The sequence below is a fragment of the Nocardia vinacea NBRC 16497 genome, from assembly GCF_000308835.1.
Lineage (GTDB): Bacteria > Actinomycetota > Actinomycetes > Mycobacteriales > Mycobacteriaceae > Nocardia > Nocardia vinacea.
In genome coordinates this window covers 9,312-30,664 of the sequence record NZ_BAGN01000404.1, presented here as the reverse complement: position 1 = coordinate 30,664, position 21,353 = coordinate 9,312, and the positions used below count along the sequence as shown (strand labels likewise).

Annotated in this window: 1 protein-coding gene and 1 pseudogene; both read right to left on the bottom strand. The window is 67.0% G+C overall.

Annotation, left to right across the window (positions count from 1 at the left end; translation table 11 throughout):
• Positions 1–21: 21 nt before the first annotated feature.
• Positions 22–6,552, bottom strand: a pseudogene (locus ON44_RS38185) (SDR family NAD(P)-dependent oxidoreductase); the annotation flags it as partial.
• Positions 6,553–6,591: 39 nt separating this feature from the next.
• Positions 6,592–21,348, bottom strand: coding sequence for a type I polyketide synthase (locus tag ON44_RS38180; RefSeq protein WP_040699565.1), 14,757 nt, complete (start codon positions 21,346–21,348; stop codon positions 6,592–6,594).
• Positions 21,349–21,353 lie beyond the last annotated feature (5 nt).

Genomic DNA, 21,353 nt, shown 5'->3' with positions numbered 1-21,353 from the left:
GAGACTCCTGCTCGTGCCAGTTCAGCTGAGGTGATCGATGAATGCGAAAAGTTCACTGTCGTCGGCAGTTTCGAAGCTGTCGGCATCGGCGTTCAGCTCGGGCTCGTCGGTGTGCTTGCCCTCCAGCCGTCGCCACATCGCCATCAACCTGCTCGCGATGTCCGAACGGTCGACGGTCGACAGATCGGCGGCGGCGCAACTGCGCTCCAGGGCGTCGATATCGGCGACGATCCGCTCGGCCGGGTCCTCGACCGGCGCGATATCCTGCCGGAGGAATTCGGCCAATGCCGTCGGTGTCGGGTAGTCGAACATCGCCGTCGGCGACAACTGCACGCCGGCAGTGGTTTTCAGCCGGTTGCGGAACTCCATGACGCCGAGCGAATCGAATCCGATATCGCTGAACGGTTTATTCGGCGCGATGGTCTCCACATCGTCGTGACCGAGGACGGCCGCGGCCTGCGTGCGGATCAGGTCGAGGATGACGCTGTCCTGCTCGGCCGTCGAGCGGCCGGACAGTTGCGACACCAGGTCCGACGAATCGCGCGCCGCGGCGGCTGCTGCCCGCCGCCGACCGGGCCGCGCCACACCGCGCATCACCGCGCGCAGCTCGCCGGGATCGGTGTCGGCGAGCGCGGTCCGATCGACCCGAGCGGCCACGAATGCGGCTTTACCACCCGCCAGTGCCGCGTCGAACAGCGCCATGCCCTCCTCGTCGTCCAGGGGTGCGAAGCCCTCGCGCCGCAGCCGAGCGAAGTCGGCCGCACCGAAGGCGCTGGTCATCCCAGCACGCTGCCGCCATGGCCCCCAGGCCACGGAGGTGGCGGGCAGACCGATGACCTGCCGGTAATGCGCCAATGCGTCGAGGAAGACATTGGCGGCCGCGTAGTTCGCCTGGCCGGCGCTGCCGATCACCCCCGCGATCGAGGAATAGAGCACGAACGCGGACAGATCCATATCCTTGGTCGCCTCATGCAGATTCCACGCCGCGTCGACCTTCGGGCGCAGCACGTTCGCGATCTGCTCGGATGTCATGGTCGCGAACATGCCGTCGGCGAGCACGCCGGCGGCATGGATCACACCGGTCAGTGGATGCTGCGGCGGGATCTGCGCCAGCACCCTGTCCAGCGCGGTGCGGTCGGCCGCGTCGCAGGCGACCACATCCACCTGCGCACCCAGCGCTGCGAGTTCTTCGCGAAGCTCGGCCGCGCCGGGTGTGTCCGGTCCGCGCCTGCTTGCCAACAGCACTCGGCGCACCCTGTGCGCGGTGATCAGATGTCGTGCGACCACGGCACCCAATCCGCCGGTGCCGCCCGTGATCAGGACGGTGCCGTCGGCAAGTGGGGGAATCGGCACGGTAAGCACGTTCTTGCCGATATGGCGGGCCTGGCTGACATACCGGAACGCCTCGGGCAACTGCCGCAGATCCCATGCGGTGGTGTGTGAAGGGGCCAGCGTCCCGGCATCGAACAGTTCGACCAGTGCGCGCAGGATCTGCTGAAGCCGTTCCGGATCCGCGTCGAGCAGCACAAAGCTGCGGTAATCCACGCCCGGGTGTTCGGCGGCTACCACGGCGGGATCACGTCGGTCGAGCATTCCCATCTCGATGAACCGTCCACCCCGCGGCAACAACCGCAACGATGCGTCCACGAACTCACCCGCCAACGAATCGAGCACGATATCCACACCACGCCCCCCGGTCACCTCTAGGAACTTCCCCTCGAAGCCCAACGACCGCGAATCACCGATCTCATCATCGGCAAAACCCAACTCCCGCAACACATCCCACTTCGGCTCACTCGCGGTGACCAACAACCGCAAACCCAGATGCCGAGCCAACTGCACCGCAGCCATACCCACACCACCCGTGGCCGCGTGCAACAGCAGGGTTTCACCGGGCTGCGCACTGGCCAGATCGACCAGACCGTAATACGCCGTCGCGTACACCGCGGGCACGGCGGCCGCTCGGGCGAAGGACCAGCCGCTCGGCATCGGCGCGAGCAACCTGCGATCGGCCACCACCGTCGAACCGAGACCAGGAACGAATCCGAAAACCGCGTCCCCTGGCGCGAATTCGTTCACATCGGGTGCCACCTCGAGCACGATTCCGGCGCCTTCATTGCCGATCCGCGCGCCCGCGTCGGGATAGGTACCCAGCGCGATGAGGATGTCTCGGAAGTTGACGCCGACCGCCCGCATACTCACCCGGACCTGCCCGGCCGTAAGCGGTTCGGACGCGCTCGCATCCTCGGTCAGGCGGAAGTTGTCCGCCGATAAAGTGCCCTTGCCGAGCAAGGTCAGTGTCCAGGTCGACTTGTCGGACACCGGGCCGTCAGCCAGCGCCCCAGCGTGCTGTGTCGTGGCCACCTCGACGACATCCGAACCGACCTGGCTCAGACGCGGTGTATGGGCTGTGCCACGGCGCACGGCGAGCTGTGCTTCGCCTTCGGTCGTCAGAACCATTTCCGCACACCGTCGATAGTCGGACCAGTCGTCGACATCGATGACGAAGATCCGGTCCGGATGCTCACTCTGTGCGGTGCGCAGCAGACCCCAGGCCGCCGCGGCGAGCAAGTCCACGACCTCGCCGTGATGCACCGCGACCGCGTGCCGGGTGACGACGACAATGGGCCCGTCCGCGGTCAGCAGTCGCTGTATCCGCTGCGTCAGTGTCGTCACCGAATCTCGTACTGCGATCGGGAGATCAGTGGCGGGATGTGCGAAGGGCTCGGCGTCGAGCCGCACCACCATGGCAACCCGTCCGGCGATCGTGACGGTTTCCCCGTCATCGGCAGCGCTCCACACGCCTGTCGGCAGGTCGGACGCCGGTGTGGGCAGCGCAATCCAGTCGACGCCGTAACCGAGCCCCGCGCCGCGACGCGGCGCGGCACCGAGAGCGTCGACCGACACCGGGCGCAAAGTCAGCGCTCCGACTTCGGCCACGACCATGCCCGCGGTATCGCTGAGGGTCACGGCAATCCGCTCGTCACCGGCGGCGGCATCCTGTCGCGTCACGCGGACCCGAAGTGATGTCGCACCGGTCGCGTACAACGCGACGTTCTCCCACGAGAACGGGACGACAACCGCATTCGGCTGCGCGGGAGCCGAGCCGCCCAGCAGTAACGCGTGCAAGGCGGCATCCAGCAACGCCGGATGCACTCCGAATCCAGCGGCCTCCGAACGTGCGGGCTCGGGCAACTCGACTTCCGCGAAGAGCTCGCCGTCACCTCGCCACAGCGCGGTCAGGCCGCGGAACACCGGTCCGTACTCATAGCCCGATTCCGCCAGTTCCGCATACGCGTCCGCGAGTGCGATGGCCGTCGCACCGGCCGGCGGCCATATCGTCTGATCCGGACCAACCGTCGGCGCATCCGATCCGGCCGCGACCGTCGCGACGGCGTGGCGCACCCACTGTTGCGGATGTTCTTGTGCCGCAGTATCAATGCGCGGACGCGAGTAGACCGACACCGTGACCGCACCGGTCTCATCCGGTCCGCTCGCCACGACCCGCAACTCGACGGCGCCCACGGATGGCACCGGCAGCGGGGCCTCGAGCACCAGCTCCGCTACCTGCGGGCAGTCAACCATCGTGCCGACATGTAACACCAGGTCCATCAGGGCGGCCCCGGGCAGCAACGCGACACCGCCGATGACGTGGTCACCCAGCCAGGGCTGCTCCGTTCGCGACAACATGCCGGTGAATACCGCCTCGGATGAATCCGGCAGTCGCACCATCGCGCCCAGCAGCGGATAACCCGCATCATCGAGACCGGACTGCCGAATATCGTGGCCGCCGGCCGGGCGCAACCAATACCGCTGATGCTGGAACGCATAGGTCGGCAGGTCCACCCGGACGGCGGAGCGGCCCGCGAACAACGGCGCCCAGTCCACCTCCATCCCGGCGACCGCGGCCTGCGCCAGCGCGGAGACGAATTGGATCGGCTCGTCGGTCGCGCGGCGCGCGGTCGCGATCACCATCGACTCGGCCTCGGCATCGGGAACCTCGGCAAGGCACTCGCGAGTCATCGCCGCCAGCACCGCATCCGGACCAACCTCCACAAAACGCCGCACACCCGCCGCCGCCAGCGCAGCCACACCCGGCGCGAACCGCACACACCCCCGCACCTGCCGCACCCAGTACTCCGGTTCCCGCACCGCATCCCCGGCAGGCACACCCGACTCGTTCGACACGACCGGCAGACTCGGCGACCGGTAGCTGATGCTCTCGGCCACCGACCGGAACTCGGCCAACATCGGATCCATCAACGCCGAATGGAACGCATGACTGACCCGCAACCGATTCGTCTTGACACCAATCGCGCCGAGCTGCCGCTCGATCTCCGCGATGGCGTCCACATTTCCCGACAACACCGTCGAGAACGGACCATTCACCGCCGCCACCGATACCCGACCACCGAAGTCAGCGACGATCTGGACCGCCCGCTCTTCCCCGATCGCCACAGCGAGCATCGCGCCCCCCACGGGCAGCGCTCCCATCAACCGGCCACGCGCCGCCACCAACACGCATGCATCCACGAGCGACCACACCCCCGCCACATACGCGGCCGCCAGCTCACCGATCGAATGCCCGATCAACACATCCGGTGTCACACCGAACGATTCGACCAACCGGAACAACGCGACCTCGAATGCGAACAACGCGGGTTGGGTGAACTCGGTCCGATCCAATACGCCGTCGGGATCGGCGAACATCAGATCTTTCAGCGAACGACCCAGCAGCGGGTCGAACTCCGTGCACACCTCGTCCAAGGACGCCGCGAATACCGGAAAAGCGCGATACAGGTCGGCACCCATACCGACCCGCTGTGCGCCCTGACCGGTGAACAAGAATGCCGTCTGCCCCGAATTCGCTCTCGACTCGATGGTGTTCGGCGCACCCGCCGCCAACTCGGCCAGACCGGCCAATAGTTCACGGCGGTCGCGTCCCACGACCACGCCGCGCCAGTCCAACAGCGCCCGCGATGTTGTCAAAGAATGCGCCACATCCCATATATCGGCATCGGGATCACCGATCAACCACTGCCGCAACCGACCCGCCTGCGCCCGCAGCGCATCCTCGGACTTTGCCGAAATCACCAACGGAACAACATAGGATGCGATGGACTCCGCAATCGTCACCCCCTCGACATCACCGCCCGCCTGAGCGGCGACCGGATCGACGGGCGCCTCCTCCAAAATGAGGTGGGCATTGGTGCCACTGGCCCCGAACGACGACACACCGGCCCGACGCACCCGCTTCCCCGCGGGCCACGGTTCGCTGTTCTGCAGCAGCCGTACGGTGCCCGCGGACCAATCCACATGCGGCGACGGCGCATCCACATGCAACGTCTTCGGCAACATCTCGTGCCGCATCGCCTGCACCATCTTGATCACCCCGCCCACCCCCGCGGCGGCCTGAGTGTGCCCGATATTCGACTTCAGCGAACCCAAGCGCAACGGTCCGCTCTCCCGCCCCTCCCCGTAGACATTGATCAGTGCCGACGCTTCGATCGGATCCCCCAACTTCGTGCCTGTGCCGTGCGCCTCCACCGCGTCGACATCCGAGGCGGCCAGACCGGCATTGGCCAATGCCTGCGCGACGACTCGTTCCTGTGACAGACCGTTCGGCGCGGTCAAGCCGTTGCTCGCGCCGTCCTGATTCACAGCGCTTCCGCGCACCACCGCCAAGACGGTGTGACCGAGCCGCCGGGCATCCGACAACCGCTCCAGCACCAGCATCCCGACACCTTCGGAGAAGCCGGTGCCGTCGGCAGCCGCCGCGAACGCCTTACAGCGTGCGTCGGGGGACAGCCCCCGCTGCCGCGCGAACGAGATCAGCAGGGACGGATCCGACATCACCGTGACGCCACCCGCCAGGGCCAGTGTGGCGTCGCCGTTGCGCAGCGCCTGGCACGCGAGGTGCATGGCCACCAGTGACGACGAGCACGCGGTATCGACCGAAATCGCTGGACCTTTGAAGCCGAAGGTGTAGGCGATCCGACCGGACAGCACACTGTTCGCGACACCGAAGTAGGCGTGGCCTTCCGTCTCGCCGGTGGTCGTCGGGGAGCCGATGCGGGGACCGTAGTTCTGGTGGATGACACCGGCGAAGACGCCGGTGCCGGTGCCGCGCAGCGATACCGGGTCGATACCGGCATGCTCCAACGCTTCCCAGGACACCTCGAGCATCAGGCGCTGCTGCGGGTCCATTGCCGCGGCTTCACGTGGGCTGATCCCGAAAAATGCGGCATCGAAGTCGCCGATGGAGTCGAGATATCCGCCTTCACGGGTATAAACCGTGCCCGCTACGTCCGGATCCTGGTTGTACAGCCGTTGCAGATCCCATCCTCGGTCGGTGGGAAAGTCCCCGACCGCGTCCACCCCGTCCGCGGTTACGCGCCACAAATCCTCAGGTGACCGCACGCCGCCGGGGTAGCGACAGGACATGCCGACAATGGCGATGGGCTCGGTCGACCGTTCGGTGAGCTCGCGCAGTTGTTGTTTGGTCTCATACAGCTCTTTCGCGGTCTTCTTGAGGTATTGCCGCAGCTCGTCGTTGTCGGCCATCGGTGGGGCTCCTAGAAATGCGTCAGCTCAGCTGATGTTGTCGATGAAGTCGAAAAGCTCGCGGTCGTCCGCGGTGTCGAGGCTGTCGACGGTGCGGCCGGAGTCGATCTCGACGGCGTCCTTGTCTTCGAGCTGGCGCAACAGCAGGGTCAACCTGCGTGCCATGTCCGAACGGTCCTCGGGTGACAGCTCGGCCGTGGCGCAGCTGCGCGTCAGCGAATCGATCTCGGCCGCAATCCGTTCCGCGGGGTCATCGGCGGGCGAGATCTGTTCGTATACGAAGCCGGCCAGCGCTTCCGCGGTGGGATAGTCGAATACCAGCCTCGCGGGCAACCGCAGACCGGTCGCCTTGATCAACTGATTGCGGAATTCCATGACACTGAGCGAATCGAAACCGATGTCCTTGAACGGTATATCCGGCGCGATCGACGCGATACCGTCATGCCCCAACACCGCCGCCGCCTGAGCTCGAATCACCTCGAGCACAACACGTTTCTGCTCGGCGGGCGACCGACCTGCCACCAACGCCGCCAACGTCGAAGACTCGCCAACCGCACTTGCCACGCGGCGACGCGAGGGTCGCACCAAACCCCGCATTATCGAGCGACCGTCCTCGGCGAGCGCGGACCGATCGATCCGGACCGCCGCCACATCCGCACGGCCACCCGCCACAGCCGCATCGAACAGCGCCATACCGTCCTCGATGCCCAGCGGCGGGAAACCATCCCGGCGCAACCGGGCGATATCGGCCGCACCGAGGCCACCGGTCATCCCGGTGCTCTCTGCCCACAACCCCCACGCCATCGACGTCGCGGGCAAACCGTTGACGTGCCGATACTGCGCCAACGCATCGAGGAAGACATTGGCGGCGGCATAGTTCGCCTGACCCGGGTTGCCGATCACACCCGCGATCGAGGAATACAGCACGAACATCGACAGATCCAGGTCTTTGGTCGCCTCGTGCAGATTCCATGCCGCATCCACCTTCGGACGCATCACCTCAGCGATCCGCTCCGGCGTCATCGTCGCCAGCAAGCCGTCGGACAGCACACCCGCCGCATGCACAACACCGGTCAACGGATGCTGCGCCGGTATCGCGGCCAGCACGCCATCCAGCGCGGCTCGATCGGCCGCATCACAGGCGACCACCGCCACCTCCGCGCCCAGCGCGACGAGCTCGTCGCGCAGTTCAGCCGCCCCGGGGGCCTGGGGGCCACGCCTACCAGCCAAGACCAGTCGGCACACACCGTGCTCGGTGATGAGCTGCCGCGCAACTACGGCGCCCAATCCTCCCGTGCCGCCGGTGATCAGCACGGTGCCATCGGGCCGCAGCGGGGTGGGCACGGTGAGTACGTTCTTGCCGATATGCCGAGCCTGACTCATATGCCGGAACGCTTCCGGCGCCTGGCGCAGGTCCCACGCGGTGACCTGCGAAGGCGCCAACGATTCGGCTTCGAAAAGCTCGACAACGGTCCGCAGGATCTGTCCCAGCCGATCCGGCGGCACGTCCAGCAGCATGAAGTGGTGGTAATCCACCCCGGGATGATCAGCGGCCACCCGCACCGGGTCACGCTCGTCGAGGTGACCCATCTCGATGAACTTGCCGCCGTTCGGTAGCAATCGCAATGACGCGTCCACGAATTCGAGCGTCAGCGAATTCAATACGATATCCACGCCGCGACCGTCGGTGGCGTCGAAGAACTTCTGCTCGAAATCCAGGGTGCGCGAGTCAGCGATCTCGGAGTCGTCGAATCCCAACTCGCGCAGCACGTCCCATTTGGGTCGACTCGTCGTCGGCAACAGCCGCAACCCCAAATGCCGAGCCAGTTGGATTGTCGCCAGGCCGACGCCGCCGGTGGCCGCGTGCAGCAGCAGTGTCTGACCCGGTTGCGCCCCGGCCAGATCGACGAGGCCGTAGTAGGCGGTCGCGTAGACCACCGGCACCGCGGCGGCCTGGGCGAACGACCAGCCATGCGGCATCCGGGCAATCAGTCGCCGATCGGTCACCGTCACCGAGCCGGCCCCGGAGGTGAATCCGAAAACCCGGTCACCGGGAGCGAATTCGGTCACATCCGGTGCCACCTCGAGCACGACGCCCGCACCTTCGACACAGATGGTCGCGCTGATCGATTGGGATGCGGCAGTCGCATCCGACACCATGCCCAAGGTGATCAGCACATCACGGAAGTTCACGCCCGCGGCACGCAACGCGATCCGAACCTGACCGGGCTCCAGCGCCCGCAACTCATCCGGGGTCTCGACCAGAGCGAGGTTGTCTCCGGTCAATGTGCCCTTACCGAAATGGGTCAATGCCCACGCCGGCGACCCCACCAGGTCGCTCGCGCCCACGATGTCGCCCATACCTCGGCTCAACCGGGGCACATGCACCGCCCCGCGCCGGACCGCCAGTTGGGGTTCGTCGCCGATGGTCACGGCCACGGCCACGGCACGCCGATAATCGGCCCAGTCATCGACATCGACGACCAGAATCCGATCCGCGTGCTCGCTCTGCGCCGTGCGCAGCAAACCCCACGCAGCCGCTGCGAACAAGTCCACAGACTCTCCGGTATGCGTCGCCACCGCCTGGCGGGTCACCACCACGATCAACCCGTCGCGCGCCAGCAGTTGCTGCATTCGCACGGTCAGCTCGGTGACCGAATCCCGCACCGCCGCCGGGAGATCGCCGCGGTCAGCGGTGGCGTCGCGCGAAGCGCTGCCATCGGCGGGGTCGAACCGCACTACCGACGCGCGCCGTCCCGCGATCGTTACGGCTGCATCTTCCAGCGCGGGACCCCAGATATCAGCTTCGCTGAGCACATCCTCGGGGGCGGGCAGTGCCACCCACTCCACCCGGTAACCGATACCGTCGTTACGGCGGCGGGCACTACCCAGCAGCGTGTCGATCGAGAGCTGCCGCAGCGTCAGCGCCGCCACCTCGGCCACGGCCATACCCGCGGCGTCGGCGACGGTCAACGTGATCCGATCACCCCCGGAGCGAACCGCTCGGACCCGCAGCGACGTTGCCCCGGTCGCATAGAGCTCGACGTTTTCCCACGAGAACGGGACTGCCACCGCACCGGGACCCGTGGCGGGAAACAACTCACCCTGCAGGATCGCGTGCAGTGCGGCATCCAACAGGGCCGGGTGCAAACCGAACTCCGCACTGTGCGGGCGGGCCTGCTCCGGCAGCGCAACCTCGGCGAACACCTCATCGTCGCGCCGCCAAAGCGCCGTAAGCCCCTGGAATACCGGCCCGTATTCGTACCCACGCTCCGCCAGATCCACATAGGCACCCTCGACCGGCAACGCCGTCGCCCCCGTGGGCGGCCAGCTGGTCATACCCGGGTCGACCGGCGGTGCGTCCGCCTCGGTGGTGACCGATCCGACCGCATGGCGGACCCACTGCTCGGATTCATCGGCGCCGTGCGCACGGGAGTACACCGACACCGGCCGTGCGCCGGTGTCATCGGGTCCGCCTGCCATGACCCGCAATTCGACCGCGCCAGCGGTAGGCACCGGCAACGGCGCCTCGAGCACCAACTCCGCCACGCGCGGGTATCCCAGCAGCGTTCCTACGTGCAGCGCCAGCTCCACCAGGGCGGCGCCGGGCAGCAAAGCGACTCCCGCGACGGCATGGTCGGCCAGCCACGGATGACTGGTCGGCGAAAGCCGACCCGTGAACACCACATCCGGCGAATCCGGCAGTCGCAGCATCGCACCGAGCAGTGGATGTCCGGCTTCGTCCATACCCGACTGCGACACATCCGGCGTGCCACTGGGCTGCAGCCAATAGCGCCTGTGCTGAAACGCGTAGGTCGGCAATGCCACCCGGGCGGCGAGTGGAGCCAACGCCGCGGGCGACACCTCCACACCCACGCAATGAGCCTGCGCCAACGCGGCGGCAACCTGCTCCGGACCACCACGATCACGCTTCAACGTCCCGAAAACAGCCACCCGGTCCGCCAAACCGAGCGACTCCGTCGTCGACGCCACGCCGACCGTCAACACTGGATGCGGACTCACCTCGATGAACGCATTCACTCCCGCCCGCGCCAGCACCTCCACCGACTCCGCGAACAGCACCCGTTCACGCAACCCCCGGTACCAATACCCCGCATCCAACATCCCAGTATCCACGTAATCCGCGAACACCGTGGAGAAGAACGGCACCGAACCCGACACCGGCACAACGGCAGCCAACTCCGCCAACACCCGATCCCGGATCGACTCCACCGCCTTCGAATGCGACGCATAGTCCACCGGAATCCGCCGCACCCACACACCATCGGCCTCACACACGGTTAAGAACTCGTCCAGAGCCGACTCCTCCCCGGATACCACCGTCTGGCCCGGACCATTCACCGCCGCAACCGAAATCCGGTCCCCGAACCCGGACAACCGCCGCGCAACCGCGTCGGTGTCCAACCGCACCGATGCCATGCCGCCGTCACCCGCGAGTTCCTGCGCGACGACCTGGGAACGAAGGGCGACCACCCGCGCACCATCCGACAGCGACAGTCCGCCCGCGACCACCGCCGCCGCGATCTCGCCCTGCGAATGACCCAGCACCGCAGCGGGTTCGACCCCGCTCGCGCGCCATACTCGCGCCAACGACACCATCATCGCGAACAGCACCGGCTGGACCACATCCACCCGTTCCAGTGACGCCGCGCCCGGCTTCCCGCGCAGCACCGCGGTCAACGACCAGTCGACGAACGGCGCCAGCGCGGCCTCGCACTCCGCGATCGCGTCGGCGAATACCCCACCCGCGGCCAACAACTCAGCGCCCATCCCCAACCACTGGCTGCCCTGACCAGGAAAGACGAATGCCACCCGGCGCGACACGGCACGACCCGACACCACACTGTCGCCGTCGTTGACCGACTGCGGCGCCGATTCGGCCAACCACGCCAAACCAGCCTTCAGATCCGCCAGTCCCCGCCCCACGACCGCACCGCGCCACTCCAGCCGCGCTCGGTGTCGCAACAACGAGTGCGCGATATCTGCCGGATTCGCCTCCATATGCGAGCCCAGCCACACCCCGAGCCGAACAGCCTGCTCCCGCAACCCCTCCTGGCTCTGCCCGGACAACACCCACGTCGAGGTCGGCATCGAGTCGGGCCGCGAGCCCGATCCCCCGGCCACCGCGGGTGCCTCCTCCAAGATCACATGCGCATTGGTGCCGCTGATCCCGAACGACGACACCCCCGCACGACGAATCCGCCCATTGCGCTGCCACGGCCGAGCCTGCGTCAACAACTCGACAGCACCCACCGACCAATCCACATGGGGGCTCGGCTCATCCACATGCAAGGTCTTGGGCAACATCTCGTGCCGCAACGCCTGCACCATCTTGATCACCCCACCCACACCCGCAGCGGCCTGCGAATGCCCGATATTCGACTTCAACGACCCGAGCAGCAGTGGCTGCGGCCGGTCCTGCCCATAGGTGGCCAGCAGCGCGTTCGCCTCGATCGGATCGCCCAGCGGCGTCCCTGTCCCGTGTGCTTCCACCGCGTCCACATCCGACGGTGTCAAACCGGCATCAGCCAATGCCGCCATGATCACCCGCTCCTGCGATGGGCCATTCGGCGCGGTCAGACCATTGCTCGCACCGTCCTGGTTCACCGCCGAGCCCCGCACAACGGCAAGAACGTTGTGGCCCAAGCGCTGTGCGTCCGACAACCGCTCCACCACCAGCATCGCCGCGCCCTCCGCCCAGGTGATGCCGTCGGCCGCTGCCGAAAACGACTTGCATCGAGCATCCCGAGCCAAACCGCGCTGCCGCGAAAACTCCACGAACACCATCGGTGTCGCCATCACCGTCGCGCCACCCACCAGCGCCAGTGAGCTCTCCCCCTGGCGCAGCGCCCGGCACGCCGTATGCAACGCCACCAATGACGACGAGCACGCCGTGTCCACCGTCACCGCGGGGCCCTCCAACCCCAACGCATACGACACCCGCCCGGACGCCACACTCCCCATGACACCGGTTACGGCATACCCCTCGACCTCGGGCCCGGCCTTGCCGGTCACCGTCGCGTAGTCCTGGTACATCACGCCGGTGTAGACACCGGTGTCGCTGCCCCGCAACGAGACCGGGTCGATCCCCGCATGCTCCAATGCCTCCCACGACACCTCGAGCAGCAGCCGCTGCTGCGGATCCATCGCGGACGCCTCCCGTGGCCCGATCCCGAAGAATCCGGCATCGAAATCGGCCGCATCGCGCAGGAATCCACCCTCCCGGATGTAGGACGTCCCCGAACGCTCCGGATCCGGATCGAACAACCGCTCCAGATCCCAGCCGCGATCCGAGGGAAACTCGCTGATCGCATCGGTTCCCGACAAGACCAGATCCCACAGCTGCTCCGGTGATGCGACACCACCCGGATACCGGCAGGCCATACCCACGATGGCGATCGGCTCGTCCGCGCGGACCGGCTTCTTCCCCCGACCCATGTCGGGGGCTTCGCCCACCGCCTTCGGTTCGACGCGCGACTGCACGAACTTCGCCACCGCCGCCGGGGTCGGGTAATCGAACACCAAGGTCGACGGCAACCGCACGCCCGTCGCCTTGGCCAACCTGTTACGGAACTCGACACCGCCCAACGAGTCGAAACCCATTTCGTTGAAAGGCGTTTCGACATCGATCATGCCGGGCGAGGCATGCCCCAATACCGCGGCCGCGTGCTCCCGCACGACCGCGAGCACCAGCTCACCGCGTCGGGCCTCGGGCACGCCTACCAGCCGGGCGCCCAACGAGCTCGCCGCCGACTGTGCCGGGCGCGGCGCACGTCGCACGAATCCACGCAGCACCGCGGGAACCGCGGCGGCATCGGAGCCACGACGCATCACGCTCGCGTCGAACCGGATCGGGGCGTGGTGCGCGTCGGAGCGAGCGAGGGCCTCGTCGAACAGACGCACACCCTCGGCATCGTCGAGTTGACCGAGTCCCATCCGCTCCCAGCGCGCCACAGCGCTGCGGTCCAGTTCGCCGGTCATCCCGCTGCCCTGATTCCACGGCCCCCACGCCAGCGATGTCGCGGCCAGTCCCGTTGCCCGCCGCTGCTGCACCAGCCCATCCAGAAAACCGTTCGCCGCGGCGTAGTTGCTCTGCCCAGCCGAGCCGACCACGCCCGCGATCGATGAAAACACCACGAACGCCGACACATCCCGGTCACGAGTCAGCTCGTGCAGATGCCACGCACCGTCCACTTTCGGTGCCAGCACGCGATCCACCTGCTCGGCGGTCAACGACTCCACCGTGCCGTCATCCAGAACGCCCGCGGTATGTACGACAGCGAGCCCACCATCGGGATCAATGCTGTCCAGTAGGTTTCGAACCGCGTCACGGTCGGTGACATCGCACGCGACGACCTGGACGTCGGCGCCAGCCTGCGCCAATTCGGCGACCAAAGCGGCGGAACCGGGCGCTTCGAGTCCCCGCCGCGACGTCAATACCAAACGGCGCACGCCATGTTCGGCGATGAGGTGGCGGGCGAACAACGCACCGAGCCCACCCGTGCCACCGGTGATCAACACCGTCACGTCTGCCAATGCCACCGGCACGGTTTCCGCCGACGCGGATGCCCGCGTCAGCCGGGGAACCAGCATTTCCCCGGCGCGCACCGCGACCTGCGGCTCACCCGACCGCAACACCGCCGCGATCGCCTCAGCTGACAGTGGCTCAGCAGGATCCTCGTCGACCAGCACGAACCGCTCGGGATGCTCCGACTGCGCACTGCGCACCAGTCCCCAAACCGAAGCAGCGGCCAATTGCGCGGTCTCGCCGACCAGCCCAGCCCCACCCCTGGTGACCACTACCAGCCGAACATCGGACACTCGTTCTTCGGCAAGCCACGATCTCAGCATTGCCAATGTGGCGTGCACCCCGGCCCGCACGATGCTCGGCTCAACCGCCGCAGGATCATCGGTGGAGTGGGTGGGTGCCCGCCATACAACGGTATTCGGAGCATATTCGGCCGCAGCAACATCGGAAACCGAGCCAAAAGTCGCATCGATGCCCGTCACGGTCGCGCCCGAAAGCGCAGCCATAGCCGGTGTGGACGAGTCCGCCGAATCCAGCCGTGTCGACTCCCAACGAACCCGATACAAGCCCGCCTGCTCCGCGGACCGCGCGCCGATGGCTCCGATGGCGATCGGTCGCAGGGTCACGGCGGCGACCTCGACAACGGGGCCACCATGGGAATCGGTAAGCGACAACATGATCCGCCGATTGCCCGGCTCGGGCTCGGCCGGTGCCAACCGGACCCGCACCGAGGTGGCTCCAACGGCATGGATGTCGATGTTCTCCCAAGAATACGGCACCAGAATCTCACCCGCCGCGGCGGAATCGGCCAGCCCGCCGAGCAGCATCGCGTGCAGGACCGCATCCAACAACGCCGGGTGCACTCCGAATCGGTCTGCCGAGGCATGCCCCGAGCTGTGATCCGCGGACCGCGCCTGCTCGGGCAGCTCCAACTCGGCGAAGACCGCGCCGTCTTGCCGCCACAGCGCGGTCAGCCCACGGAAAGCCGGTCCATAGTGATAACCGCGCTCGGCCAGCTCCGCGTAGGCGTCCTCGAGCGTAATGGGCAGCGCCCCGACCGGCGGCCAACTCTGCGTGTGCCAGTTCGGAGACGATGGCGCATGTGCCACAAGAGTTCCCGTGGCATGGCGAACCCACTGCGCCCGATCCGACTCGCCATCCTGTTGTGGACGCGAATACACCGAGACCGGTCGTGCACCCACATCATCGGGACCGGCCACCATCACTCGCAGCTCGACAGCGCCCGTCGGCGGCACAATCAAGGGAGTGGTCACGACCAGCTCAGCCAGCCGTCGACTGTCGACCAGCGCCCCGACATGCAACGCCAACTCCACGAATGCCGTACCCGGCACCAGCACCGACCCACCGATCACGTGATCGGCCAACCACGGATGACTCGACAAGGACACTCGACCCGTCAACACCACCCCATCGGAATCCGGCAACCACACCGCCGCACCCAATAGCGGATGCTCGGTACCGTCCAGACCCGACATCCGGACATCTCTGGTACCCGCAACGTCGGCCAGCCAGTACCGCTGGTGTTGGAAGGCGTACGTGGGCAGGGGAACTCGTCGTATCGCCCGGTGCCGGAACAGTGGCGTCCAATCCACACGAACGCCGGATGTGTGAGCGCGCGCCAGCATCGTCAAGAACTGTTGGGGCTCTTCGTGATCCCGGCGCGCGGCCGCGGCCACCACCGACTCCGTGCCCTCCTCGAGGGAATGCCGGGTCAGCGCCGTCAACACCGCGTCCGGGCCTACTTCCAGGAATCGACGCACACCCGAGGCGATCAATGTCTCGATACCGGGCGCGAATCGCACCGCGGCCCGCACGTGCCGAACCCAGTAGGCAGGTTCGAGCACCTCGTCCCCGGCGAGTAGACCGGAGACATTCGATACCACCGGCAGCCGCAGCCGGTGATACGTCAACTCCTTTGCGACAGACTCGAATTCGGCCAGCATCGGCTCCATCCGATGCGAGTGGAAGGCGTGGCTGACCCGCAGCCGTGAGGTCTTGCGGCCACGCCCGACGAATAGGGTCTCGATCTCGGCGACCGCCTCCTCGTCACCCGAAATCACCAGGGCCTCAGGCGCATTCACCGCAGCGACGGACACTCGGTCGGGATACCGAGCGACGACATCGAGCACCTCGGTTTCCGACGCTGCGATGGCAAGCATCGCGCCGCCCTCGGGCAGCGCCCCCATGAGACGGCCGCGCGCCGCCACCAACCGGCAGGCATCCTCGAGCGACCACAGGCCAGCGAGATACGCGGCCGCGACTTCTCCGATCGAATGGCCGATCAACACATCCGCGGTGACGCCGAAGGATTCCAGCAAGCGATACAGCGCCACCTCGAAGGCGAACAGCGCGGGCTGGGTGAACTCGGTGCGATCCAGCACCGTGGCATCGGTACCGCCGAACATGATGTCCGCGAGCGAGCGCTCCAACACCGGATCGAACTGTGCGCACACCGAGTCCAGTGCGTCGGCGAATACCGGGAACGCCTCGTACAGACCAGCGCCCATACCGATCCGCTGTGCACCCTGACCGGTGAACAGGAATGCCGTTTGCCCGGAACCGACGACACCTGCGATCACACCGGTGCCGGTTCCCGACTCGGCGAGATCGGCCAACCGCTCGAGCACCTCGTCCCGATCGCGACCGAGTACCACACTGCGTGAATCCAGCTGCGCCCGCGACGTCGCCAGCGAATAGGCCGCATCCGCGATGTCGATCTGCGACCGCTGCGACAGCCATGCCTGCAGCCGGGCGGCCTGTGCGCGCAGACCTGCCTCGCCCTTACCCGAGACCAACAATGGGATGAGCGGCAGCGGAATTTCGATATCGTCCTCGGCAGCAGCCACCGGGGCGGCAGGTGCTTCTTCGACGATCAGATGCGCGTTGGTGCCGCTGATCCCGAACGACGACACACCCGCCCGACGCACTCGATCGCCCGCGGGCCACGGTTCGGCTTCGGTCAGCAGACGCACCGCGCCCGCAGCCCAATCCACGTGCGGCGAAGGCGTTTCGGCGTGCAGCGTGCGCGGCAACCACTCGTGCCGCATCGCCTGCACCAGCTTGATCACACCGGCCACACCGGCAGCGGCCACGGTATGGCCGATATTCGACTTCAGCGAACCGATCCGCACCGGCTCCCGATCGCCTCGATCCTGTCCGTAGGCAGCGATCAGCGCCTGCGCTTCGATCGGATCCCCCAGCGTGGTGCCGGTCCCGTGCGCCTCGACCACGTCCACATCGACCGCCGAGATCCCCGCATTGGCCAGGGCCTGCGCGATCACCCGCTCCTGGGACGGACCGTTCGGAGCGGTCAGCCCGTTGCTCGCACCGTCCTGGTTCACCGCACTACCGCGAATCACGGCCAGCACGTTGTGGCCGAGCCGCCGCGCATCCGAAAGTCGCTCGAGCACAACAATACCCGAACCCTCGGACCACCCCACACCGTCGGCGTCAGCCGAGAACGCCTTACAACGACCGTCCGGTGACAGGCCGCGCTGGCGGGAGAAGTCCACGAACAGATACGGGCTGGCCGCGACGGTCACACCACCGGCCAGCACCAGCGAGCTATCGCCCTGGCGCAGCGCCTGGCACGCCAGATGCAACGCCACCAACGACGACGAGCACGCCGTATCCACCGTCACCGCCGGACCTTCCAGACCGAACACATACGCAACGCGCCCCGAAATGACACTGTGCGAAGTGCCGGTCAGCCGGTATCCCTCGAGATCACCGGTCACCCGTCGCGAGTAACCCGATGCGCAGGCACCGGCGAAGACGCTGGTGTCGCTGCCCCGCAACGACATCGGGTCGATACCCGCGTCCTCCAAGGCTTCCCATGCTGTTTCGAGCAGCAGCCGCTGCTGCGGATCCATCGCCAATGCTTCGCGTGGGCTGATGCCGAAGAAGCCGGGGTCGAAATCGCCTGCGTCGCTGAGGAACCCACCGTGTCGCGTGTAGACCGTGCCCGGTTTGTCGGGGTCGGGGTCGAATAGCCGGTCCAGGTCCCAACCCCGGTCGGTGGGGAATTCGCCGATCACATCTCGGCCCGCAGTCATCAGGTCCCACAGGTCCTCGGCGGATCGCACACCACCGGGGAATCGGGCACCGATGCCAACGATGGCAATGGGTTCGTCGGTAGCCGTCCGCCGTGATACCCGGTGCTTGTCCCGCTCGATGCCGGTGACCCGGGCCTGTAGCAATCTCGCAACCGCGGTCGCGGTCGGGTGGTCGAAGACGAGCGACGCGGGCAGCGGAACACCGGTGGCCCGTTGCAGTCGGCTCTGCAGCTCCACCCCACTCATGGAGTCGAAGCCGAGCTCGGTGAACGGCAGGTCGGGCTGAATCGACTGAGCCGACTCGTGGCCTAGTACGGCAGCAGCATGCTCGCGAACGATATCGAGAACTATTGTGTCGCGCTGATATTCGGGGGCAGCCAGCAATGTGCGTGCCAGTGGACTGTCTTCCCAGGCTGCGCCCTGTTCCCTGCCTGTGGAAAACGGTTCCTCCGGGATTCGGTCGTCGGTTGCCACGACCGCATCGATTACACCGGTTACCGGCCCACCGGCCAAGAAGTTACGGCGCTGGAACGCATACGGCGGCAGGTCGACCCGCACCCCACCGGGAACCAGCGCACCCGGATCCACCGGCAAACCGGCGCAGTAAGCCCGCGCAAGCGAGGCCATGAACCGTTGCGGGCCCCCCTCGCCGCGTCGCAAGGATCCGACAACAGCCACGCCCTCGGCCGCACCGGCCGCCTCGGCGGTCAGGGCTATCCCCAACGTGAGCACCGGATGCGGGCTGGCCTCGACGAATCCGGTGATACCGTCCGCGATCAACGCGGTAACCGCATCGGCGAATCGGATCGGTTCCCGCTCCGACCGATACCAGTATTCGGCGTTCAGTTCCGCGGTATCCAATCGGTCGGCGAATACCGTGGAAAAGAACGGCACCGATCCGGATTGCGGACGGATCGGCTCCAGTTCGGCGAGCAGCCGATCCCGGATCCGCTCGATCGCCTTCGAGTGCGACGCGTAATCGATCGGAACCCGGCGGGCCCACACGCCATCGCGGGCGCAGTCGGCGAGGAATTCCGCCACTGCCGAAACGTCACCGGAAATCACACTTTGCGCCGGTCCGTTTACCGCCGCCAACGACAGCCGATCCCCATACGCCGAAAGACGTGCGCCAACCGCATCCGCGCCGAGTCCGATCGAGGCCATACCGCCGTGTCCGGCCAGCTCATCGGCCAGTGCCCGGGACCGCAGAGCCACCACGCGCGCCGCATCGGACAGCGAAAGTCCACCCGCAACATAGGCGGCGGCGATCTCGCCATGGGAATGGCCGATCACCACGTCCGGCGTCACGCCGGCCGCACACCACATGCGGGCCAGTGAGACCATCACCGCGAACAGCACCGGCTGCACCACATTCACGCGATCCAGCGCGGGTGCGTCTGCTTCGCGGCGCAGCACCGCCGTCAGCGACCAGTCCACATACGGCGCGAGCGCCGCTTCACATTCCGCGATCGACTCCGCAAACGCCCCGTCAGAATCCAGCAGATCCAGCGCCATGCCCTCCCACTGGCTGCCATTGCCTGGGAAAACGAACGCGACCCGCCTCTGCTCGGCCCGCCCGGTTATCGGCTCGATCGCCATAGCTGGCGCGGTCGGGTCGGCCAGGGCTGCCAAACCGGCCAGCAGCTCCGCTCGATGCCGCCCCACAACGCTTCCGCGCCACCGCATCTGGGCTCGCGTGGTCAGCAGCGAATGCGCCACATCAACCACATCCAGCTCCGGATACCGCACCAGCCACTCCCGCAACCGAGCCGCCTGCGCACGCACACCCCCCTCACTACGAGCCGACATCACCAACGGCACCACACCGCCCACGCCTTCCACCACAGCAGCGCCGTCCACCACGCCAGCGCCGTCCACCACGGATGCGTGGTCCCCGGCGGATTTGACGGCGGGCGCCTCCTCCACGATCACGTGGGCATTCGTGCCGCCCATACCGAAGGACGACACACCGGCCCTGCGCACCTCGGCCACCGGCCAGCTCTCGGTGCCCGTCACCACCCGTAATCCCAAGTCCGCGAGCGGAATTAGCGGATTCGGTGTCTCGAAGTTCAAGCTGGCCACCAGTTCCCGGTGGGTCAACGAGAGCACGGTCTTGATCAGGCCCGCGATACCCGAGGCACCTTCCAGATGCCCGATATTCGTCTTGACCGATCCGACGGCCAGCGGCACATCCTGCGCCCGGCTCCCGCCGTAGGTTTCGCCGAGCGCGGCGGCCTCCACCGAATCACCGGCGGGGGTTCCGGTGCCGTGCAATTCGACGTACTGCACCGACGCGGCCTCGACCCCTGCCGCGGTCAGCGCGGAGCGGATCGCCGCAGCCTGGGCATCTCGGCTCGGGGCGGTCAGCACTCGGCGTTCGTTGCCGGTGTTGACCGCACTGCCCCGGATCACGGCATGAATCCGGTCGCCGTCGGCCACCGCCTGCGCCAGTGGTTTCAACACCACCATGCCGCCGCCCTCACCGCGCACGAACCCGTCGGCCCGCGCATCGAAGGTGTAGCAGGCGCCCAGCGCCGACTGCGCGCCGAACTGCTCGATACGCTCACCGCTGGTCGGCGACAGAATCAGGTTCAGGCCGCCGGCCAGAGCCACCTCGCTCTCGCCGCTGCGCAGGCTCTCACAGGCCAGGTGAACTGCGACCAGCGACGATGCCTGGGCGCTGTCGACCAGGATGCTCGGGCCGCTGAAACCGAAGTAGTTCGAGATGCGGTTTGCGATGATGCCCCGTCCGACACCCCAGAGCGAGTGGCGGCTGACACCCTGCCCACCCTGGGAGGCCAGGATTTCGGCGAAATCGGTTCCGGTGCTGCCGACGAACACACCACACCGCCGGGCATCGCGCGCCGTGGCGGCCATGCCGGCGTCCTCGAGCGCCTCCCAGCTCAACTCCAACGCCAGCAACTGCTGCGGATCGATCGAACGCGCCTCATTGGGCGAGACCCCGAAGAAGTCGGCATCGAATTCGGTTGCGGTAGAGAGGAAACCGGCCGTCTCCTCGATACCGGGCCGGTCCGCCGGAGCGGACCCGACGGCGTCACGGCGGTCGCGCAGTAACCGCCAGAACTGCTCGAGATCGGCAGCGCCCGGCATCCGGCAGGCCATACCGACAATGGCGATCTCTTGGGAAGGTTCGAACATGGGAT